Genomic DNA, 21,986 nt, shown 5'->3' on the forward strand with positions numbered 1-21,986 from the left:
ATGAGTGATACGTGCCAAGCATTGTTTCTAAAAAGGTAGTGAGAGATCCAAATAAACTACTAATAGGGTCCGTCCGCGGACAACATAGGGGGAAAAGGTGAACATTCTTAGTTATTTGCAAAAGGTGGGACGGGCGCTGATGGTGCCGGTCGCCACGCTGCCTGCCGCCGCCATCTTGATGGGCGTCGGGTACTGGATTGACCCTGTTGGTTGGGGCGGCGACAACGCGCTTGCCGCATTATTTATCAAATCCGGTTCAGCCATTATCGATCATATGGCCGTGCTGTTCGCCATCGGTGTGGCCTACGGCATGTCCAAAGACAAGGACGGCTCTGCCGCACTGACCGGCTTCGTCGGTTTCCTGGTGCTGACCACCCTCTGTTCACCGGCCGCCGTGTCGATGATTCAGAAGATCCCCCTCGACCAGGTGCCTGCCGCGTTCGGCAAAATTGAAAACCAGTTCGTCGGTATTCTGGTGGGTATCATCTCCGCCGAAGTGTACAACCGCTTCAGCGGCGTCGAGCTGCCTAAGGCGCTGTCGTTCTTCAGCGGTCGCCGTCTGGTGCCGATCCTCATTTCCTTCTTGATGATCCTGGTCGCTTACATCCTGATGTATGTCTGGCCAGTGGTGTTCGGCGCTTTGGTGAGCTTCGGCGAACACATCCAGAAATTGGGCTCCGTCGGCGCGGGCATCTATGCCTTCTTCAACCGTCTGCTGATCCCGGTCGGCCTGCACCACGCGCTGAACTCGGTGTTCTGGTTCGACGTGGCCGGCATCAACGATATCCCTAACTTCCTTGGCGGCCAGCAGTCGATCGAAGCCGGTAAAGCGGTCGTCGGCATCACCGGCCGTTATCAGGCGGGCTTCTTCCCGATCATGATGTTTGGTCTGCCGGGCGCAGCGCTGGCTATCTATCACTGCGCGCGCCCTGAGAATAAGGCGAAAGTGCTGGGGATCATGATGGCGGGGGCATTCGCTGCCTTCTTTACCGGCATCACCGAACCGCTGGAATTCTCCTTCATGTTTGTGGCGCCGGTGCTGTATGTGCTTCACGCGATCTTGACCGGGATTTCCGTCTTCATCGCCGCCAGCATGCACTGGATTGCCGGTTTCGGCTTCAGCGCCGGTTTGGTGGATATGGTGCTGTCGTCGCGCAACCCGTTGGCGACCCACTGGTACATGCTGATCCCGCAAGGTCTGGTGTTCTTCGTTATCTACTATGTGGTGTTCCGCTTCACCATCAACAAGTTCAACCTGATGACCCCGGGTCGCGAGCTGGCGGTTGCCGGTGACGAAACCGACGGTTATGACGTCAACGTCAACAGCAACGCCGGTAAAGACGAGAACGAAACTACCACGCTGGCCCGTCGCTACGTCGGCGCGATCGGCGGTTCCGACAACCTGACCGGCATCGATGCCTGCATCACTCGCCTGCGTTTGAACGTGAAAGACTCCGCGCTGGTGAACGACGCATTGGCGAAACGCCTCGGCGCATCCGGCGTTATCCGTCTGAACAAGCAGAGCGTGCAAGTGATCGTCGGCACCCGTGCTGAACTTATCGCCAGCGCAATGCGCAACGTGATTGCCGCCGGCCCGGTAGCGGCAGCGGCGGCTCCGGCGGCGGCTCCTGCTGCGGAAGCCAAACCGCAGGCGGTACCGAACGCACCGAAAGTCGCGTTTGAAACGCTGGTGGCGCCGGTGACCGGTGAAGTCGTGGCGCTCGATCAGGTGCCGGACGAAGCTTTCGCCAGCAAGGCGGTGGGTGACGGCCTGGCGATTCGCCCGACCGACAACATCGTCGTGGCGCCGGCGGACGGCACCGTGGTGAAAATCTTCAATACCAACCACGCGTTCTGCCTGGAAACCGACAAGGGCGCCGAGATCGTGGTGCACATGGGGATCGACACCGTCGCGCTGGAAGGCCAGGGCTTCAAACGCCTGGTGGAAGAGGGCGCGGAAGTGAAAGCCGGTCAACCGATTCTGGAACTGGATCTGGATTATCTGAACGCCAACGCGCGTTCGATGATAAGCCCGGTGGTGGTCAGCAACTCTGACGACTACGCCGGCCTGGCGGCGCTGGCCAGCGGCTCTGTCGTCGCCGGTCAGACCAAGCTGTACGAGATCCAAAAGTAAGACCGTTTTTACCTGAGTAGTACCGGGGGCCGGCCACGCATCATGGCGGAGTTTACCCCGACTTGGCGGGAAGAGAGCGATCTCTTCCCGCTTTTTTTATTCCGTTTCGCCCCACGGCGGTGCGCTGCGCGCCGACGGTGCAACGCGCCGCATTTTTCGTGAAACAAACGGTTGTTTCCAGACGTGGCTTGTTGGATCATAGGCGGTTATGTGTAGCGCTTTGCATTGAGGAACAGTGAAATGAGTGAGGCTGAAGCCCGCCCAACCAATTTTATCCGTCAGATCGTCGATGAAGATCTGGCGTCGGGGAAACACACGTCGGTACATACCCGCTTCCCGCCGGAGCCTAACGGCTATCTGCATATCGGCCACGCCAAGTCCATCTGCCTGAACTTCGGCATCGCCAAGGACTATCAGGGCCAGTGCAACCTGCGTTTCGATGACACCAACCCGGTGAAAGAAGACATCGAGTTCGTGGAGTCAATCAAGCACGACGTGGAGTGGCTGGGCTTTGAGTGGAGCGGCAACGTTCGTTACTCCTCAGACTATTTCGATCAGCTGCACCAGTATGCGGTTGAGCTGATCACCAAGGGCCTGGCCTACGTCGATGAGCTGTCGCCGGAGCAGATCCGTGAATATCGCGGCACCCTGACCGCGCCGGGCAAAGACAGCCCGTACCGCGGCCGCAGCGTGGAAGAGAACCTGGCGCTGTTCGAGAAGATGCGCAACGGCGAGTTCGCCGAAGGCGCCGCCTGCCTGCGCGCCAAGATCGATATGGCTTCGCCGTTTATCGTGATGCGCGATCCGGTGCTGTACCGCATCAAGTTCGCCGAACACCACCAGACCGGCAATAAATGGTGCATCTATCCGATGTACGATTTCACCCACTGCATTTCCGATGCGCTGGAAGGGATCACCCATTCGCTGTGCACCCTGGAATTCCAGGATAACCGCCGTCTGTATGACTGGGTGCTGGATAACATCACCATTCCTTGCCACCCGCGTCAGTACGAGTTTTCGCGTCTCAACCTCGAATACGCCATCATGTCGAAGCGCAAGCTGCACCAGCTGGTGGCCGAGAAGATCGTCGAAGGCTGGGACGATCCGCGTATGCCGACCGTCTCCGGTCTGCGCCGTCGCGGTTATACCGCCGCCTCGATTCGTGAGTTCTGCCTGCGCATCGGCGTGACCAAGCAAGACAACAACGTCGAGATGGTGGCGCTGGAATCCTGCATCCGCGACGATCTGAACGAGAACGCGCCGCGCGCCATGGCGGTGCTGGATCCGGTGAAAATCGTCATCGAGAACATGGGCGATGCGGTGGAAATGGTCACCATGCCAAACCACCCGAACAAGCCGGAAATGGGCAGCCGCGAAGTGCCGTTCAGCCGCGAGATCTATATCGATCGCGCCGACTTCCGCGAAGAAGCCAACAAGCAGTACAAGCGTCTGGTGCTGGGCAAGGAAGTGCGTCTGCGCAATGCGTACGTGATCAAGGCCGAGCGCGTCGAGAAGGACGAAGCGGGCGAGATCACCACCATCTTCTGCAGCTACGATGCGGAAACGCTGAGCAAAGATCCTGCCGACGGCCGCAAGGTGAAGGGCGTGATCCACTGGGTGTCAGCGGCGCACGCGCTGCCGGCGGAAATTCGCCTGTACGATCGCCTGTTCAGCGTGCCTAATCCGGGCGCGGCGGAGGACTTCCTCTCCACCATCAACCCGGAATCGCTGGTCATCAAGCACGGCTTCGTCGAGCCGAGCCTGGCGGCTGCACAGCCGGAGAAAGCCTATCAGTTCGAGCGAGAAGGTTACTTCTGCGCCGACAACCGTCACTCGTCGGCCGAGCATCTGGTGTTTAACCGCACCGTCGGCCTGCGTGACACCTGGGCGAAAATCGAAGGCTAATCTTATTCGCCTCGAAAATTAATGAATCAGCGCGGCTTTAAGCCGCGCTTTTTTATGCCTGCGCTCAGCTCGCGATCTATTCCTCTCTCATTTATCCGGGGTGCGTTTAATTAATGGCGACGCATTAACCCATTAGTTCTCTTATATTGGTCCTATTAGTCTTCATTTTTTCTTATATATTCGTGATGCGAATTAATTTCATTTGGAGAGCGCTCTCAATTTTTATCGTCTGACTGACGAATTTAGTCAGGCTGAAACCATTAATCGTCTCTGGTTGACCTTGTATCTCAATTTATTCTGATTTAATTGAATTTTTTATTCGACACCCTCTATGATCACCAGCGTAACAAATTCTCACTGATATGTGCTCCTTGTCATACTTTGACAAATCTCCCTCATTTTTCATTTGATAATTCGCGTCGCGAAAAATAGTCTGTCTGTAGCAATTAGTGCTGTGGGAATAACATCTCGTCGGCAATATTTTTTACCCGTTCGGGTTTTTTATTGGCAGTCGTGCAGGGCAGTGGTGAACACAGGCGGCTGCAACTTTTAAGTTAAGTCAAAGAGGAATTTCAATATGGGTACGCACGGTGCTCAGCGTAAAACGCTGGCGCTCGCAGTCGCGGGCGCGCTGTTGGGAACAGGGTTTGCCATGGCGCCTGAGGCGAAAGCCGCAGGGTTTATCGATGATTCCACGCTGACCGGCGGCATTTATTACTGGCAACGTGAGCGCGACCGTAAAGATCTTAATCCGGACAGCAAGGATTACAACCAATACACCACCAACCTGTCGCACTCCACCGCCAACCTGAGCCTGGATTTCGCTTCGGGCTACGCCTGGGACATGTTCGGTCTGGACGTCGGTGCCTTTACCGCCATCGAGCTGGCGGAATCCAGCGCCAGCGGCCACCCGAACGAGATCGCGTTCTCCTCGAAAAACCGTACCTACGACGAAGACTATTCCGGTGACAAAGGCGGCGTCAGCCTGTACAAAGCCGCCGCCAAATTCAAATACGGCCCGGTTTGGGCGCGCGCCGGCTATATTCAGCCGAGCGGCCAAACCCTGCTGGCGCCGCACTGGAGCTTTATGCCGGGCACCTATCAGGGGGCCGAAGCCGGCGCCAAGTTCGACTACGGCGACGCCGGTGCGTTGAGCTTCTCCTACATGTGGACCGACAAATACAAGGCGCCGTGGCATATCGAGATGGACGACTTCCGCCAGAACGATAAGAAAACGCGCGTCTCCTACCTGCACTCGCTGGGCGCCAAGTACGATTTCAAAAACGATCTGGTGCTGGAAGCCGCCTTCGGCCAGGCGCAGGGTTATGTGAATCAATACTTCACCAAGGCGTCTTACAAATTCGATGTGCTCGGCAACCCGCTGACCACCAGTTACCAGTTCTACGGTGCGGAAGACCGCATCAGCGACAAGAACGATCCGAACAGCATCTACGACGGCCTGGCCTGGCTGCAGGCGCTGACCTTCGGTTACACCACCGGGCAGTTCAACTGGCGTCTGGAAGGCACCATGGTCAAGGCGGAAGGCAACCAGGGCTTCTTCCTGCAGCGCATGACCCCGACCTACGCCTCGTCCAACGGTCGTCTGGACGTGTGGTGGGATAACCGCTCCGACTTTAACGCCAACGGCGAGAAAGCGGTGTACGCCGGCGTGATGTATGACCTCAGCAACTGGAACCTGCCGGGCATGGCGGTCGGCGGCTCCTACGTTTACGCCTGGGACGCCAAGCCGAGCACCAACCCGATCTACGATCAGAGCCAGCGCCTGAAGGAAAGCGCCTGGAGCCTGGACGCGATGTACACCATCCAGGAAGGGCGCGCCAAGGGCACCCTGATCAAGCTGCACTACACCCAGTATGACAACCACACCAACATCCCGAGCTGGGGCGGCGGTTACGGCAACATCTTCCAGGACGAGAAAGACGTCAAGTTCATGGTCATCGCGCCATTCACCATCTTCTGATGCGTTCCCCGGCCTCGCCGCCGGGGGCAGTTAAGGGAATTCAACGATGAAAAAAATCATGCTGATGTTGGCGGCCGCCGCGGCCTTGAGCGCCTGTGCGCAACCCGCCGCACCGCCGGAAGACGCCAAATTGAAGCAGGCTTACAGCGCCTGCATCAACACCGCCGAAGGTTCGCCGGAGCGTCTGCAACCCTGTAAGGCGGTGCTGAACGTGCTGAAACAAGAGAAGCAGCACCAGCAGTTCGCCGCGCAGGAAACGGTGCGGGTGATGGATTATCAGAACTGCATTATGGCGGTGCACAGCGGTAACGGTCAGGCTTACGACGCCAAGTGCGGCAAGCTGTGGCAAGAAATTCGCGATAACAATAATTAAGAAGGACAAGAACATGAACGCATTCAAACTGAGCGCATTAGCCGCGTTGACGGCAACGATGGGATTTCTGGGCGGCATGGGAAACGCCATGGCCGATCAACAGCTGGTGGATCAGCTGAGCCAGCTGAAGCTGAACGTAAAAATGCTGGATAACCGCGCCGGCGAAAACGGCGTGGATTGCGCGGCGCTGGGCGCCGACTGGGCCTCATGCAACCGGGTGTTGTTCACCCTCAGCAACGACGGCCAGGCGATCGACGGTAAAGACTGGGTCATCTATTTCCACAGCCCGCGCCAGACCCTGCGGGTAGACAACGACCAGTTCAAGATTGCTCACCTCACCGGCGATCTGTACAAGCTGGAGCCGACCGCCAAATTCAGCGGCTTCCCGGCCGGTAAGGCGGTGGAAATCCCGGTGGTCGCCGAATATTGGCAGCTGTTCAGAAACGACTTCCTGCCGCGCTGGTATGCCACGTCCGGCGACGCCAAGCCGAAAATGCTGGCGAATACCGACACCGAAAACCTGGACCAGTTTGTGGCGCCGTTCACCGGCGACCAGTGGAAGCGCACCAAGGACGACAAAAACATTCTGATGACGCCGGCTTCGCGCTTTGTCAGCAATGCCGATCTGCAGACGCTGCCTGCCGGCGCGCTGCGCGGCCAGATCGTGCCGACGCCGATGCAGGTGAAGGTGCACGCGCAGGACGTCGATTTGCGCAAAGGGGTATCGCCGGATCTAAGCACACTGGTCAAGCCGGCGGCGGACGTCGTCAACCAGCGCTTCGCGCTGCTGGGCGTGCCGGTTCAGGCCAACGGCTATCCGATCAAGACCGACATCCAGCCGGGCAAGTTTAAAGGCGCGATGGCGGTGCCGGGCGCCTATGAGCTGAAAATCGGCAAGAAAGAGGCGCGGGTGATCGGCTTCGATCAGGCCGGGGTGTTCTACGGGCTGCAGTCGATCCTGTCGTTAGTGCCGAGCGACGGCAGCGGCAAGATCGCCACGCTGGACGCCAGCGATGCGCCACGCTTCCAGTATCGCGGCATTTTCCTCGACGTAGCGCGCAACTTCCATAAGAAGGACGCGGTGCTGCGCCTGCTGGATCAGATGGCGGCCTACAAGCTCAACAAATTCCACTTCCACCTGAGCGATGACGAAGGCTGGCGCATTGAGATCCCCGGTTTGCCTGAGCTGACGGAGGTCGGCGGCCAGCGCTGCCACGATCTGAGCGAAACCACCTGCCTGCTGCCGCAGTACGGCCAGGGGCCGGACGTCTACGGCGGCTTCTTCAGCCGTCAGGACTATATCGACATCATCAAATACGCCCAGGCGCGCCAGATTGAGGTGATCCCGGAGATCGACATGCCGGCACACGCCCGCGCCGCGGTGGTCTCGATGGAAGCGCGCTATAAAAAGCTGCATGCCGCCGGGAAAGAGCAGGAGGCCAACGAATTCCGCCTGGTGGATCCGACCGATACCTCCAACACCACCTCCGTGCAGTTCTTTAACCGCCAGAGCTACCTGAACCCGTGCCTGGATTCTTCCCAGCGTTTTGTCGACAAGGTGATCGGCGAGATCGCCCAGATGCATAAAGAGGCCGGCCAGCCGATCAAGACCTGGCACTTCGGCGGCGACGAAGCGAAAAACATTCGCCTGGGCGCCGGCTACACCGACAAGGCGAAACCGGAGCCGGGCAAAGGCATCATCGATCAGAGCAACGAAGACAAACCGTGGGCCAAGTCGCAGGTGTGCCAGACGATGATCAAAGAAGGCAAGGTGGCCGACATGGAGCACCTGCCGAGCTACTTCGGCCAAGAGGTCAGCAAGCTGGTGAAGGCGCACGGCATCGACAGAATGCAGGCCTGGCAGGATGGCCTGAAAGACGCCGAGAACGCGAAGGCGTTCGCCACCTCGCGCGTGGGCGTCAACTTCTGGGATACCCTGTACTGGGGCGGTTTCGATAGCGTCAACGACTGGGCCAACAAAGGGTATGAAGTGGTGGTTTCCAACCCGGACTACGTCTACATGGACTTCCCTTACGAGGTGAACCCGGACGAGCGCGGTTACTACTGGGGCACCCGCTTCAGCGACGAGCGCAAGGTGTTCAGCTTCGCGCCGGATAACATGCCGCAGAACGCGGAAACTTCAGTCGACCGCGACGGCAACCACTTCAACGCCAAGAGCGATAAGCCGTGGCCGGGCGCCTACGGGCTGTCCGCTCAGCTGTGGAGCGAAACCCAGCGCACCGATCCGCAGATGGAATACATGATTTTCCCACGCGCGCTGTCGGTGGCTGAACGCGCCTGGCACCGCGCCGGTTGGGAGCAGGACTACCGCGCCGGCCGCGAATACAAAGGCGGGGAAACCCACTTTGTCGATACCAAGACGCTGGAGAAAGACTGGCTGCGCTTCGCCAATATCCTGGGGCAGCGTGAACTGGCCAAGCTGGACAAAGGTGGCGTCGCTTACCGTCTGCCGGTGCCGGGCGCACGCGTAGCGGGCGGCAAGCTGGAGGCGAATATCGCGCTGCCGGGATTGGGCATCGAGTACTCCACCGACGGCGGCAAGCAGTGGCAGCGCTATGACGCCAAGGCCAAGCCTGCGGTGTCCGGTGAGGTGCAGGTGCGTTCGGTTAGCCCGGACGGCAAGCGCTACAGCCGCGCCGAGAAGGTCTAAGCCCGGTGCAACGGCCTGCTGCCCTGGCGGCGGCCGTATAACGAAGGGGGAATGCGTTCGCCCGCGCGTGTCGGCGTAGGGCGGACGTTGTAGTGAGAGTAGTACGTGGAGTAGCAGTGCCGCTGCAATTGTGATATTTCATGACATGATTTTCCCCCGGCTTGTCCGGGGATTTTTTTGCCCTTTGCACGGCAGGCATAAAAAAACCGCCTCGGTGTGAGGCGGTTTTTCATAGCCGGTCAGGCTTATTTCTTGTCGTGCAGCGTTTCGTCTTCGCGACAGTCACCGGTTTCACAGTGGCCGTACAGGTACAGGCTGTGGTTGGTGAGCTTGATGCCGTGCTGCTTGGCGATGTCACGCTGCCGCACTTCGATGGATTCGTCGCTGAATTCGATCACTTTGCCGCAGTCCAGGCAAATCAGGTGATCGTGGTGATGCTGTTGGGTCAGCTCGAACACGGACTTGCCGCCTTCGAAATTGTGACGTGTCACAATGCCCGCATCGTCAAACTGGTTCAGTACGCGATAAACCGTTGCCAGCCCGATCTCTTCGCCCATATCAATCAGTTTTTTGTACAAATCTTCCGCACTGACGTGATGGCATTCCGGATTTTGCAGTACTTCCAGGATTTTGAGTCGCGGAAGCGTGACTTTTAAGCCGGCCTTCTTCAATGCGATGTTGTTGTCGGTCATGCGAATTCAGTCCTGTTACTATGCTAATCAAGTTGAGGCGTACTCGCCTGTGGCATCGGTCGGCACAAAGAGTTAATGCGTCTCATTATAGAACCGGTTGTACTAAATGGAAACCGCCGGTTGTTAACAAAGATATAATTGCACTATTGCATGTTTTGCATGCAACGCCTTGATGGATGGGATAAACCGATATCTCAGTCTACCGTGACGGGGTGGGAAGTTACAAATCTGTAGCTTCTATCGCAGCAATCCCTGCTGCCGATGACGGCCCTGTGGGCACACTATGCACTTTACAGGGCCTTTGTTCAACCTTTCGCCAGTGCCGGGGCTTAGCCGACGATATCGGCCAGGCTCAGCTCTTCGACGATTTGTTTGACCCAGGCGTCCACGCGCTCGTTGGTCAGCTCAGGCTGACGGTCTTCGTCGATCGCCAGACCGATGAAGTGGTTGTCGTCCGCCAGGCCTTTGGAGGCCTCGAAGTGGTAGCCTTTGGTCGGCCAGTGGCCCACGATGGCCGCGCCACGCGGTTCGATGATGTCGCGGATGGTGCCCATCGCGTCACAGAAGTATTCCGCGTAGTCTTCCTGGTCGCCGCAGCCGAACAGCGCCACCAGTTTGCCGTTGAAGTCGACTTCTTCCAGCGTCGGGAAGAAATCATCCCAGTCACACTGCGCTTCACCGTAGTACCAGGTCGGGATACCCAGCAGCAGGATATCGAACCCTTCCAGGTCTTCTTTGCTGCTTTTAGCGATGTCATGCACTTCAGAGACGTCGTCGCCAAACTGTTTCTGGAGAATTTTCTGGATCATTTTGGCAATGTTTTCGGTATTGCCAGTGTCGCTGCCAAAGAAAATGCCTACAGTAGCCATATCGCGTATAACCTTTAAATTCAAGTAATTGCATTACTCGACGCCGGCACTGCCGCCGCTGACGCCGATTAAAATGATGCCATGGCAAGAGCCTTTCGCCTCCGGGGCGGGCGCCGACAGGCGCAGTCTCTTACCGGTAAATGCGTATCATGCCAGAAAGTGGCGCCGGGGTTTTATCGCATTTATGCGATGCCGGAGAATGAAGAAAAGCGTGGTCGATCCGGCGTTGTCCTTAACGCCGCGCCGCGCGTGCGGCCGAAGAGATCAATGTTCCGGCTGTTCTTCCGCCAGTTGTGCCAACAGCATCTGCTCGATGAGTTCGCTGCGGCTGATGTTGCGCTGTTCCGCCAGTTTGTTCAGGGCGTCCACCGCATCCGCGTTGATTTTCAGCTCTACGCGCCGCAATCCACGCACTTTATCGCGCCGTAACTGATTGCGCTTATTGATTCTAAGCTGTTCATCGCGGGAAAGCGGGTTGGTTTTCGGGCGCCCCGGACGGCGTTCATCTGCGAACAGATCCAGCGTCGTGCGATCCGTTTGTTCTTTTGCCATAGGTAGCGGTACTGCAAGGGAGTTTGCATCAAAAAGCGCTCGCACGCTTCCGGAGGCATCGGTTAACACACTTCGGGCCAATAAACCCTAACCCAAATTCACCCCCGAACCGGCGTTCGCGAACGCGCTGGCGCGGCGGCAAAATTATAGCGCGCCATATTACCCCAGCAGATGGAGCGACGACAATGCCTAACTGCGGGCTAAACGCGCTAAGCCGTTATCTTTAGCGCGTTTTTTCGCCAGGTGAGTGCGTTTTTCAGGCTTCGTCGAGGAAACGGTGAATGGCGCGCAGCACCGCTTCCGGTTTTTCGGCGTGCACCCAATGGCCGGTGCCGGCGACGACGTGCGCGCGGGCCTGCGGGAACTGGCGGGCGATGTCCGCACGGTAGCTGTCCTGCACGTACGGCGACAGGCCGCCGCGAATGAACAGGGTCGGATGCGGCCAGGCCGGGACTTCCTGCCAGCCGGTGATGTCTTCGTAGCGTTCGATCAGCACCGGCAGGTTGAAGCGCCATTCGCCGTTGTGGAAGGACTTCAGCAGGAACTGGATCACGCCTTCTTCCTGCAGGTAGTCGCGCATCAGCTGGGCAGCCGCCTGGCGCTGGGTGATGCCGGCGGCGCTGACGGCCTTCAGCGCGGCGAAGATCTCGTCGTGGCGGCGGGTCTGGTAATTCACCGGCGCGACGTCGATGACGATCAGCCTGGCGACGCGCTCGGGCGCGATGGCGGTCAGCGCCATCGCCGCTTTGCCGCCCATCGAATGGCCGATGACGATCGCTTTTTCCAGCTGCAGTTCGTCGAGCAGCGCCAGCAGATCCTGCGCCATGGCGGGGTAGTTCATGTCGTCGGCGCGCGGGGAGAGGCCGTGGTTGCGCAGATCGACCTTGATCACCGTGTGCTGTTTATGCAGATCGCGCGCCAGCACGCCCAGGTTGTCCAGATTGCCGAACAGCCCGTGGATCAGCAGCACCGGCAGCGCGTCTGACTCGGCGGCCAGCAGTTGATAATGTAATTTCATGGCGAAGTTCATACTGAGAGAGATTCAGATTAGGGTATCATGATTGAATCGCACGATGAATCATGCGGAATTTTCGCGGCGCGGGCTTGGCAGTGCCGGCTATAGGTATTAGTCTGCATTTTCCGTCCGGAGGCACATTGTTGTGTTCGCCCCAGCGCTTTTAACCTTATAATCCCATGGCTTGAATGCAGGATCTGGCTTCAGGTTCTAAGTAGAAAAAACAGTATTGGATAAAGATGAAAACTATTGAAGTCGACGAAGAGCTTTACCGTTATATTGCCAGCCACACGCAACACATCGGTGAAAGCGCGTCCGATATTTTACGCCGCATGTTGAAATTCACCGCCGGGCAACCGGTGCGCGCGTTGCCTGCCGCCAGTGCGCCGCAGTCCGTCGAGCTGGAAAAAACGGCGCCGGCGCAGCGTCCGCGCGATCGCGTGCGCGCCATGCGCGAGCTGCTGTTGTCGGATGAATATGCCGAGCAGAACAAAGCGGTCAACCGTTTCATGCTGGTGCTGTCCACCCTGTATACCCTCGATGCCGCCGGTTTCGCCGCCGCCACCGAGGCGTTGACCGGCCGTACCCGCACCTATTTCGCCGGCGATCAGCAGACCTTGCTGGCCAACGGCACGCATACCAAGCCGAAGCATGTACCGGGCACCCCTTACTGGGTGATCACCAATACCAATACCGGCCGCAAACGCAGCATGATTGAACACATCATGCAGGCCATGCAGTTCCCGGCGGAACTGATCGAGAAAGTTTGCGGTACCGTCTAATTTAGCGAACAGCCCGTCATGATGGCCGTGCGCGACGTATTTGCCCGGTCACCGACAGGGATGAGGGAGATATGTCGATGGCGAATAATCCACGTGCCGGGCAGCCCGCCCGCCAAAGCGATCTGATCAACGTAGCCCAGCTGACGTCGCAGTACTATGTGCTGCAACCGGAAGCCGGCAATCCCGCACATGCGGTGAAGTTTGGCACCTCCGGCCACCGCGGCAGCGCGCAGCGTCACAGCTTCAACGAAGCGCACATCCTCGCCATCGCTCAGGCGATCGCCGAAGTTCGTCATCAGCAGGGCACCACCGGCCCGTGCTACGTGGGCAAAGACACCCATGCGCTGTCCGAGCCGGCCTTCATTTCCGTGCTGGAAGTGCTGACCGCCAACGGCGTCGATGTGATCGTGCAGGAAAATAACGGTTTCACGCCAACGCCGGCGGTATCGCACGCCATTCTGTGCCACAACCGCCGCGGCGGCGCGCAGGCCGACGGCATCGTCATTACGCCGTCCCATAACCCACCGGAAGACGGCGGCATCAAGTACAACCCGCCGAACGGCGGCCCGGCCGACACCAACCTGACGTCGGTGATTGAAAAGCGCGCCAACGAACTGCTGGCGCAACAGTTGAAAGGCGTTCAGCGCCAGTCGCTGGACAAGGCCTGGAACAGCGGCCACCTGCATGCCAAAGACCTGGTGCAGCCTTATGTCGAAGGCCTGGTTGAGGTGGTCGACATGCCGGCCATCCAACGCGCCGGCCTGAAACTGGGCGTGGATCCGCTTGGCGGTTCCGGCATCGCCTATTGGCAGCGCGTGGCGGAGCACTACAAGCTGGATCTGACGCTGGTGAACGATTCCATCGATCAGACCTTCCGCTTTATGCACCTGGACCACGACGGCATCATCCGCATGGACTGTTCGTCCGAGTCGGCGATGGCCGGCCTGCTGGCGCTGCGCGACAAATTCGATCTGGCGTTCGCCAACGATCCGGATTACGACCGCCACGGCATCGTCACGCCGAAGGGCCTGATGAACCCGAACCATTATCTGGCGGTAGCCATCAACTACCTGTTCCAGCATCGCCCGCAGTGGGGCGCTGATGTCGCAGTCGGTAAAACGCTGGTGTCCAGCGCGATGATCGACCGCGTGGTGGCCGACCTGGGCCGCAAGCTGGTGGAAGTGCCGGTCGGCTTCAAGTGGTTCGTGGACGGCCTGTTCGACGGCAGCCTGGGCTTCGGCGGCGAAGAGAGCGCCGGGGCCTCGTTCCTGCGCTTCAACGGCAAACCGTGGTCGACGGACAAAGACGGTATCATCATGTGCCTGCTGGCGGCTGAAATCACCGCGGTAACCGGTGAAAACCCGCAGCATCACTATGACGATCTGGCCAAACGCTTCGGTGCGCCAAGCTACAACCGCATCCAGGCGCCAGCGACTGCGGCGCAAAAAGCGGCGCTGTCCAAGCTGTCGCCGGAGATGGTCAAGGCCAATACCCTGGCGGGCGACCCGATCACCGCCCGTCTGACTGCGGCACCGGGCAACGGCGCGTCGATTGGCGGCCTGAAAGTGATGACCGACAACGGCTGGTTCGCGGCCCGTCCTTCCGGTACCGAAGACGCATACAAGATCTACTGCGAGAGCTTCCTCGGGGCGGAACACCGCGAGAAGATCGAGCACGAAGCGGTCGAGATCGTCAGCGAAGTGCTGGCCTCCGCCAAGTAATCGCTTTTCTTGATTGATAAAAAGCGCTGTTTTTACAGCGCTTTTTTTATGCCTGCAATTTAGATATATCTTTTTACCGGCGCACGCTTGCGCATTTAGATATATCGATCTAGATTAGCGTCATCGACGCTGTTTAGATATATCTAAACAACCTCGTATTGATGTTCACTGTTAAAGCGAGGTATCACCCTATGTTTCATCGATTAGGTTTACACCGGCATCACCACCATCATGAATGCGAAGAGGGCCGCCGTCATCGCGGTGGACGCCATCACTTCGGCGGCGAAGGCGAAGAGCACGGCCGGGGTGGGCGCGGCGGCCGGGGCGGGCGTCACCGTCTGTTCGAGCACGGCGATCTGCGTCTGGTACTGCTGGCGCTGGTGGCGCGCAAGCCCAGCCACGGCTATGAGCTGATCAAGGCGATTGAGGAGGCGTCATCCGGCCTGTACGTGCCGAGCCCGGGGGTGATTTACCCCACGCTGACGCTGCTGGAAGAGCAGGATTTCCTTGAGCCGCTCACCACCGGCAACGGCCGCAAAAGCTACCGCATCACCGCCGCGGGCGAGGGCGAGCTGCAAAAGCATCAACAGGTGGTTGACGTCATTCTGGCGCGTCTGGCGGGCGCCGGCCGCGAGCATCATCGGCACGGCAATCTGGCGGAAGGCATCTACGACGCCATGAACCGCCTGCGCAGCCTGCTGCGCGGCAACGTGATGCGCGCCGATCTCACGCCGCAGCAGGTGGAGCGCATCAACGCCGCGTTGCTGACCGCCGTGGCGGCGATCGAAAGCGAAATGCATATTCAACCCACGCAGCAGGAGAAGAACTGATGCCCGGCCACCGTTTTACTATTACCGTTGAAGCCCTGAGCGATCGCCAGGGCAATCCCGTCGAGAAAGCGCCGCTGAGTTTTGAAGTGACCAACCACGACGATATTCTCGATATCGTCGAACGCATCCGGGCGCGTGACGATCTGAACTTCGGCCCCGAGCAGAGCGCGGCCTTCGCCGTAGGCTTGAAGCTGTTCTCCGAAGTGATGATCGAAAACCGCAAACACCCGGTGTTCGCTCCGCTGCGCGATGCGTTTAAAGAATTTATGGTCGGATTGAAGAAGGGGCCGGCGGCGTAAAGGCGCGGCAAACCGCGCCCGCCGGGGTTAAGGCATGAAGCGATAGCCGACGCCGGTTTCGGTCAGCAGGTGTTTGGGCCGGGCCGGATCGGCTTCGAGCTTCTGCCGCAGGTGGCCCATGTAGATGCGCAGATAGTGGCTGTGCTCCACGTAGTTCGGCCCCCAGACGTGGCTCAACAGTTGGCGTTGGGTGATCACTTTGCCGGCGTTGGCCAGCAGCTCCGCCAACAGGCGAAACTCGATCGGCGTCAGATGCAGATCTTCGTCGTTGCGCAGTACCCGGCGATTCACCAGATCGACGGTGATTTCCGAAAAGCTTATCAGCGGGCTTTCCTGTTGGCTGGCGGAGTGGCGACGCAGTGCGACCCGTACCCGCGCCAGCAGCTCGCCGATGCCGAACGGTTTGCTGAGGTAGTCGTCGGCGCCGGCGTCCAGCGCGGCGATTTTGTCCTCTTCGGCGTTGCGCGCCGACAGCACGATCACCGGAATGGCGCTCCACTGCCGCAGATCGCGGATGTAGCTCAGCCCGTCGCCGTCCGGCAAGCCCAAATCAAGAATGATCAGATCCGGTTTGCGCGTGCCGGCTTCAATCAACCCACGCTGCAGCGTTTCACTTTCAAATACCCGCAGGCCTTCGCTCTCCAGTGCGGTGCGCACGAAGCGGCGGATCTCTTTTTCATCTTCAACAATCAGAATGTTGGTTGGCGTTATGCTCACGTTTCCCCTGCGTTGATTACAGATCGAAGGCGTCGCCGTCGATCTCGGGCGGTTTTTCCAGCGGCAGCACGAAGCGGAAGCTGGCGCCGCCGTTGGCGCCGTTTTCCGCCCAGATGCGGCCATCATGCACTTCAATAATGGCACGGCAAATCGCTAACCCCAAGCCGACGCCGGGGATTGCCGACTCTTTATTGCCGCGTGAAAACTTGTCGAAAATCAGCTGCAGCTGATCGGCGGGGATGCCGGGGCCGTTATCCCAGACCTCGACTTCCAGCCACTCGGGCAGCGTGCGGGCGCGAATGCCGATGGTGGCCTCGGCGCCGGCGTATTTATTGGCGTTTTCCAACAGGTTGGTGAACACCCGCTCCAGCAGGCTGCCGTCGCAGTTGACCAGGATCTGTTCCGGCGGCAGTTCGACCACGATAGGATGCTGGCTGAGCAGCGGCTCCAGCATGTGCAGCGAGGCGCCGACGATCTCTTCCAGCGACTGCCACTCTTTGCGCAGGCTGAAACCGCCGGACTGGATGCGCGCCATATCCAGCAGGTTGTTCACCAGCCGGGTGGTGCTCAGCACCTGCTGGCGGATCTGGCTGGCCTGGGTGGCGTGATTGGAGCCTTCGGCCGCCAGGTCCAGCGTGAGAATTTCCGCCTGGCCGAACAGCACGGTCAGCGGCGTGCGCAGATCGTGCGACAGCGCCGCCAGCAGCGAGTTGCGCAGCTGTTCGCGCTCGGCGTCCAGCTTGGCTTCTTCGGCGCTGCGCGCCAGGTGCAGCCGCTCCAGCGCGCTGGCGATCAGCACCGCGAAGGTCTGCAGCAGCCGCTGCTGTTCCGGCACCATCAGCTGGCGCAGGTTGTTGGGTTCGATCGCCAGCAGGCCGAAGGTCTGCTTGGGGGTATTGAGCGGCAGCAGCTGGTAAGGCACGCCGGGCAGGGTGTCGGTGCCGGCGCCGGCCGGCAGGCCTTTGTCGAAGCTCCAGCGCGCGATGGCCTCGTCTACCGACAGCAGCCCGCCTTCCTCGCCGACCATCTGTTGCAGGCGGCCGTCTTCCTGCGGCAGCAGCAGCACGGTTTTCGCCTGGAAACTGCTGGAGAGGAAGTGGCGGCTGGTGTTGGCGATGTCGGCCACGGTCAGCGCGCGGCTCAGCCCGCGCGACATTTCGTACAGGTGGCGCGCCCGCTGCTCGCGGTAGCGCGCCACCCGGGCCTGATAGCGCACCCCGGCGGTCAGGTTGCCGATGATGATGCCGACGGCGAGCATCACGCCGAAGGTCAGCAGATACTGCATGTCGCTGACGGCGAACGACCATTCGGGCTGGACGAAGAACAGATCGAAACTGGCGACGTTGATCACCGCCGCCAGCACCGACGGCCAGCGGCCGAAGAACAGCGCGACGATCGCCACGCCGAGCAGATAGACCATCACCAGGTTGGCCTGATCGAAGCCCGGCAGCAGCCACTGCGAGAGCAGGGTAATCAGCGCGCACAGCGCCACCGCGACCACGCAACCGCGCAGCTGCATGCGCCATTTATCATTGAAGCTGCGGCCGTCGTGCTCCTTGCCCGGCGGCGGTTGTGCGGTGTCGCTCTCCAGCGCCACGATCACCAGATCGAGATCCGGGCCCAGCCGGCCGAGGCGATCGGCGAAGCTGCCGCGCAGCTTCCAGCGCTGCTCGCTGCGGCGGCCGATGATGATTTTGCCGAGGTTATGCTCGCGGGCATAGCGCAGCACCGCGCGCTCTTCGGACGGATCGGCCAGCGTGGCGGTTTCTGCCCCCAGTTCCTGCGCCAGCCGCAGCGCGCGCAGAATGGCGCGGCGCTGGTTTTCCGGCAGCCGGTGCAGCTTGGGGGTTTCCACATAGACCGCATGCCAGTGGCAGCCGAGCCGCGCCGCCAGCCGGGCGGCGATGCGCACCAGCTTTTCGTTGCCGCTGTTGTGGCCGACGCACAGCAGAATGCTGTCGCGGGTGTGCCACACTTTCTCGCGCCCCTGGGTGTCGCGAAACTCGCGCATCTGGTCATCGACCCGATCGGCGGTGCGGCGCAGCGCCAGCTCGCGCAGGGCGATCAGGTTGCCTTTGCGGAAGAAGTGCTCGATGGCGCGCTCGGCCTGGCCGGGAATATACACTTTGCCTTCGTGCAGCCGCCGGCGCAGATCGTCCGGTGGCAGATCGACCAGCACCACTTCGCTGGCCTCGTCAAACACGTGGTCGGGCACCGTTTCACGCACCCGCACGCCGGTCACGCCGCCCACTACGTCGTTCAGGCTTTCCAGATGCTGTACGTTGACGGTTGTCAGCACGTCGATGCCGGCATCCAGCAGCTCTTCCACATCCTGCCAGCGTTTGGGGTGGCGCGAACCGTGAGCGTTGCTGTGCGCCAGTTCATCCATCAGCACCAGCGCCGGGTGGCGCGCCAGCGCGGCGTCGAGATCGAATTCATGCACCAGCCGGCCGCGATGCTGGATGCGTTTTTGCGGCAGCAGCGTCAGGCCGTCGAGCAGGGCGGCGGTCTCGCTGCGGCCGTGGGTTTCCACCACGCCGACCAGCACGTCCAGCCCCTGAGCGCGCAAACGCTGGGCTTCCTGCAGCATGGCGTAGGTTTTGCCGACGCCGGCGCAGGCGCCGAAGAATACTTTCAATCGGCCGCGCGGTTTTTCATTGGCCATCGCCAGCAGGCTATCGGGATCGGGGCGCTGCTGCTCTTCTTCGACCATGACAATTCCTTGTGTTACCAAGCAAAAAGGGGTTCGGCATGCCGAACCCTATCACTATGCTGAATACGGCGCGTTACTTCAACGCATCCAGCGCCAGGTTCAGCTTCAGTACGTTCACCACCGATTCCCCCATGAAGTTGGGCGTGGCCCGATCGGTGTTGTCTTCGATCAGTTTGGCGATCTGTTCCGGCGGCAGATGCCGTGCCGCCGCGACTCGTGCCAGCTGATATTGTGCGGCGGCGATCGAGATTTGCGGATCCAACCCGCTGCCGGAGGCGGTCAGCAGATCGACCGGGATCGGGCCGCTCATCGCAGGGTTGGCCTGGCGCAGCTGCGCTGCGCGCTCGGCGATAGCCTTATCCAACGCCGGGTTGGTGGCCGCCAGGTTGCTGCCGGCAGAGGCCAGTGGATTATAGGCCGAATCGCCGGTGGCCGATGGGCGGCCCCAGAAATAGTCGGGGCGCGTGAAGTTCTGGCCGATCAGCGCGGAGCCGACCGCCTTGTCGCCCCGGTACAGCAGCGAACCGTTGGCCGCACCCGGAAACAGCAGCTGCGCCAGCCCGGTGGTCAGCAGAGGATAGGCGATGCCGGTGATCAGCGTCAGCAGGATCAGCATCACCAGCGCAGGTCGTAAATAAGTCATGTTCATTACCCTCAATGGTTAACCGGCAACGTGCAGCGCGACTAGGATCAGGTCGATCAGTTTGATGCCGACGAACGGCACCAGCAGGCCGCCGACCCCGTACAGCCACAGGTTGCGGCGCAGCAGGGCCGCGGCGCTCATCGGTTTGTAGCTCACCCCTTTCAGCGCCAGCGGGATCAGGAACACGATCACCAGGGCGTTGAAGATCACCGCCGACATGATGGCGGAGGCCGGGGAATGCAGATGCATCACGTTCAGTGCGTTCAGCTGTGGATAGGTGGCCGCGAAGGCCGCCGGAATGATGGCGAAGTATTTGGCCACGTCGTTGGCGATGCTGAAGGTGGTCAGCGAGCCGCGCGTCATCAACATCTGTTTGCCGATGTGCACCACTTCGATCAGCTTGGTCGGGTTGGAATCCAGATCGACCATGTTGCCCGCCTCTTTGGCGGCCTGGGTGCCGGAGTTCATCGCCACCGCCACATCGGCCTGCGCCAGCGCCGGGGCGTCGTTGGTGCCGTCGCCGGTCATCGCCACCAGGCGGCCTTCCGCCTGGTACTGGCGGATCAGCGCCAGCTTGGCTTCCGGCGTGGCTTCCGACAGGAAGTCGTCCACCCCGGCTTCGGCGGCGATCGCCGCCGCGGTCAGCGGGTTATCGCCGGTGATCATCACCGTTTTGATGCCCATCTTGCGCAGCTCATTGAAGCGTTCCTTGATGCCGCCCTTGACGATATCCTTCAGCGCCACCACGCCCAGCACTCGGGCGCCTTCCGCCACCACCAGCGGTGTACCGCCGGTGCGCGCCACGCTTTCCACCAGATCGTCCACCGCCCGCGGGAAGTGCCCCTGATTGGATTCGACGTGACGGCGAATGGCATCCACTGCGCCTTTGCGGATCATGCGCTCCTGCACGTTGACGCCGCTCATGCGGGTCTGGGCGGAGAAGGGCACGAAGGTGGCGTTCAGCGCCTGCAGATCGCGTTCGCGCAGGTTGAATCGCTGTTTGGCCAACACCACGATGCTGCGGCCTTCCGGCGTTTCGTCCGCCAGCGAGGCCAGCTGCGCGGCATCCGCCAGCTCTTGCTCTTTCACGCCCGGTGCCGGCAGGAACTCCGAAGCCTGGCGGTTGCCCAGCGTGATGGTGCCGGTTTTATCCAGCAGCAGCACGTCCACGTCGCCAGCGGCTTCCACCGCGCGGCCGCTGGTGGCGATCACGTTGGCGCCGAGCATGCGGCTCATCCCGGCCACGCCGATGGCGGACAGCAGGCCACCGATGGTGGTGGGGATCAGACAGACCAGCAGCGCGACCAGCACGGTGATGGTGACCACGCTGCCGCTGCCGGCCGCTTCCACGCTGTATTGCGAGAACGGGAACAGGGTGGCGGTGGCCAGGACGAACACGATGGTCAGCGCCACCAGCAGGATAGTCAGTGCGATCTCGTTCGGCGTTTTGCGGCGTTTGGCGCCTTCCACCATGGCGATCATGCGATCGAGGAAGGTTTCCCCCGGGTTGACGCTGCACTGCACCACCAGCCAGTCGGACAGCACGCGGGTGCCGCCGGTGACCGAGGAGAAGTCGCCGCCGGACTCGCGGATCACCGGCGCGGACTCACCGGTGATGGCGCTTTCATCTACCGAGGCGCCGCCTTCCAGCACTTCGCCGTCGCACGGGATGGTGTCGCCGGCTTCCACCAGCACGATATCGCCCTTGCGCAGGCTGTCGGCGGCCACTTTCTCCGTGGCGCCGTCGCGGCGCGGGCCGGCCAGTTTTTTCGCCCAGCTGGTTTTCTTGGTGCCCTTCAGGCTTTCCGCCTGGGCCTTGCTACGCCCTTCGGCCAGCGCTTCCGCGAAGTTGGCGAACAGCACGGTGAACCACAGCCACAGGGCGACGCTGCCGGTAAAGGCGGCGGCGCCGTCGGTTTGGCCGGTGAGGATCGCCAGCCAGATGGCGGTGGTCAGAATGCTGCCGATATACACCACGAACATCACCGGGTTGCGCCATTGAACGCGAGGGTCCAGTTTTTTCACCGCATCGATCAGCGCGGTGCGCACCAGGGCCGGTTCAAACAGCGCGCGTTGTTTGCGAGTCATC

The 21,986-nt window shown here is 60.5% G+C and carries 17 protein-coding genes; 9 read left to right on the forward strand and 8 right to left on the reverse strand.

Annotated elements, in window-relative coordinates; all coding sequences use genetic code 11:
* Positions 1-97: 97 nt before the first annotated feature.
* The 5 genes from nagE (at position 98) to ACJ8QI_RS01910 (ending at position 9,064) form a co-directional block, all read left to right on the forward strand.
* Positions 98-2,134 carry an N-acetylglucosamine-specific PTS transporter subunit IIBC gene (nagE, locus tag ACJ8QI_RS01890; protein WP_060423598.1) on the forward strand — a complete coding sequence of 679 codons (2,037 nt, stop codon included), beginning with the start codon at positions 98-100 and terminating at the stop codon, positions 2,132-2,134.
* A gap of 240 nt (positions 2,135-2,374) precedes the next feature.
* Positions 2,375-4,039, forward strand: a complete 1,665-nt coding sequence (gene glnS, locus ACJ8QI_RS01895) for a glutamine--tRNA ligase (RefSeq protein ID WP_049201973.1) — start codon at positions 2,375-2,377, stop codon at positions 4,037-4,039.
* Positions 4,040-4,616: 577 nt separating this feature from the next.
* The gene (gene chiP, locus ACJ8QI_RS01900) at positions 4,617-6,020 is read left to right on the forward strand and encodes a chitoporin ChiP (protein WP_038877490.1); all 1,404 of its coding nucleotides are present in this window, start codon (positions 4,617-4,619) and stop codon (positions 6,018-6,020) included.
* Between the two features lie 46 nt (positions 6,021-6,066).
* Positions 6,067-6,393: a ChiQ/YbfN family lipoprotein gene (gene chiQ / locus ACJ8QI_RS01905; protein ID WP_004939944.1), complete on the forward strand. Its 327-nt coding sequence runs from the start codon at positions 6,067-6,069 to the stop codon at positions 6,391-6,393.
* Positions 6,394-6,406: 13 nt separating this feature from the next.
* Positions 6,407-9,064 (forward strand): beta-N-acetylhexosaminidase, encoded by a 2,658-nt coding sequence (locus ACJ8QI_RS01910; RefSeq protein ID WP_060423601.1) that lies wholly within the window; start codon positions 6,407-6,409, stop codon positions 9,062-9,064.
* 245 nt (positions 9,065-9,309) lie between these two features.
* Here ACJ8QI_RS01910 and fur read toward each other — a convergent pair whose 3' ends face one another.
* From fur to ybfF, 4 genes are all read right to left on the reverse strand, one after another.
* The gene (gene fur, locus ACJ8QI_RS01915; RefSeq protein WP_019454058.1) at positions 9,310-9,756 is read right to left on the reverse strand and encodes a ferric iron uptake transcriptional regulator; all 447 of its coding nucleotides are present in this window, start codon (positions 9,754-9,756) and stop codon (positions 9,310-9,312) included.
* A 329-nt stretch (positions 9,757-10,085) separates the two neighbouring features.
* The gene (gene fldA / locus ACJ8QI_RS01920; RefSeq protein ID WP_004939938.1) at positions 10,086-10,625 is read right to left on the reverse strand and encodes a flavodoxin FldA; all 540 of its coding nucleotides are present in this window, start codon (positions 10,623-10,625) and stop codon (positions 10,086-10,088) included.
* A 264-nt stretch (positions 10,626-10,889) separates the two neighbouring features.
* On the reverse strand, positions 10,890-11,177 hold the full coding sequence (gene ybfE / locus ACJ8QI_RS01925) for a LexA regulated protein (RefSeq protein ID WP_004939936.1): 288 nt from the start codon (positions 11,175-11,177) through the stop codon (positions 10,890-10,892).
* Positions 11,178-11,433: 256 nt separating this feature from the next.
* The gene (ybfF, locus tag ACJ8QI_RS01930) at positions 11,434-12,207 is read right to left on the reverse strand and encodes an esterase (protein ID WP_080432951.1); all 774 of its coding nucleotides are present in this window, start codon (positions 12,205-12,207) and stop codon (positions 11,434-11,436) included.
* 224 nt (positions 12,208-12,431) lie between these two features.
* On the opposite strand from ybfF, the gene seqA reads away from it, so the two are divergent.
* The 4 genes from seqA (at position 12,432) to ACJ8QI_RS01950 (ending at position 15,824) form a co-directional block, all read left to right on the forward strand.
* Positions 12,432-12,974 (forward strand): replication initiation negative regulator SeqA, encoded by a 543-nt coding sequence (gene seqA, locus ACJ8QI_RS01935; protein ID WP_049201976.1) that lies wholly within the window; start codon positions 12,432-12,434, stop codon positions 12,972-12,974.
* A 77-nt stretch (positions 12,975-13,051) separates the two neighbouring features.
* Positions 13,052-14,695, forward strand: coding sequence for a phosphoglucomutase (alpha-D-glucose-1,6-bisphosphate-dependent) (pgm, locus tag ACJ8QI_RS01940; RefSeq protein ID WP_055311938.1), 1,644 nt, complete (start codon positions 13,052-13,054; stop codon positions 14,693-14,695).
* Positions 14,696-14,886: 191 nt separating this feature from the next.
* Positions 14,887-15,525, forward strand: coding sequence for a PadR family transcriptional regulator (locus ACJ8QI_RS01945; protein ID WP_060423604.1), 639 nt, complete (start codon positions 14,887-14,889; stop codon positions 15,523-15,525).
* Positions 15,525-15,824 carry a DUF3861 domain-containing protein gene (locus tag ACJ8QI_RS01950; RefSeq protein ID WP_038877504.1) on the forward strand — a complete coding sequence of 100 codons (300 nt, stop codon included), beginning with the start codon at positions 15,525-15,527 and terminating at the stop codon, positions 15,822-15,824. Before ACJ8QI_RS01945 ends, ACJ8QI_RS01950 begins: the two co-directional genes overlap by 1 nt.
* Before the next feature lie 27 nt (positions 15,825-15,851).
* Here ACJ8QI_RS01950 and kdpE read toward each other — a convergent pair whose 3' ends face one another.
* From kdpE to kdpB, 4 genes are all read right to left on the reverse strand, one after another.
* A complete protein-coding gene (gene kdpE, locus ACJ8QI_RS01955; protein WP_038877506.1) occupies positions 15,852-16,541 on the reverse strand; it encodes a two-component system response regulator KdpE in 690 nt (229 codons plus the stop codon).
* A 16-nt stretch (positions 16,542-16,557) separates the two neighbouring features.
* Complete coding sequence (kdpD, locus tag ACJ8QI_RS01960) at positions 16,558-19,254, reverse strand: two-component system sensor histidine kinase KdpD (protein ID WP_087763325.1); 2,697 nt, start codon at positions 19,252-19,254, stop codon at positions 16,558-16,560.
* Positions 19,255-19,327: 73 nt separating this feature from the next.
* Entirely contained in the window at positions 19,328-19,897 is a 570-nt protein-coding gene (gene kdpC / locus ACJ8QI_RS01965) for a potassium-transporting ATPase subunit KdpC (protein WP_038877509.1), read from the reverse strand.
* Between the two features lie 18 nt (positions 19,898-19,915).
* On the reverse strand, positions 19,916-21,985 hold the full coding sequence (kdpB, locus tag ACJ8QI_RS01970; RefSeq protein WP_169318119.1) for a potassium-transporting ATPase subunit KdpB: 2,070 nt from the start codon (positions 21,983-21,985) through the stop codon (positions 19,916-19,918).
* Between the last annotated feature and the right edge of the window lies 1 nt (position 21,986).

The sequence above is a fragment of the Serratia sp. CY84636 genome (assembly GCF_052166245.1).
Lineage (GTDB): Bacteria > Pseudomonadota > Gammaproteobacteria > Enterobacterales > Enterobacteriaceae > Serratia > Serratia nevei.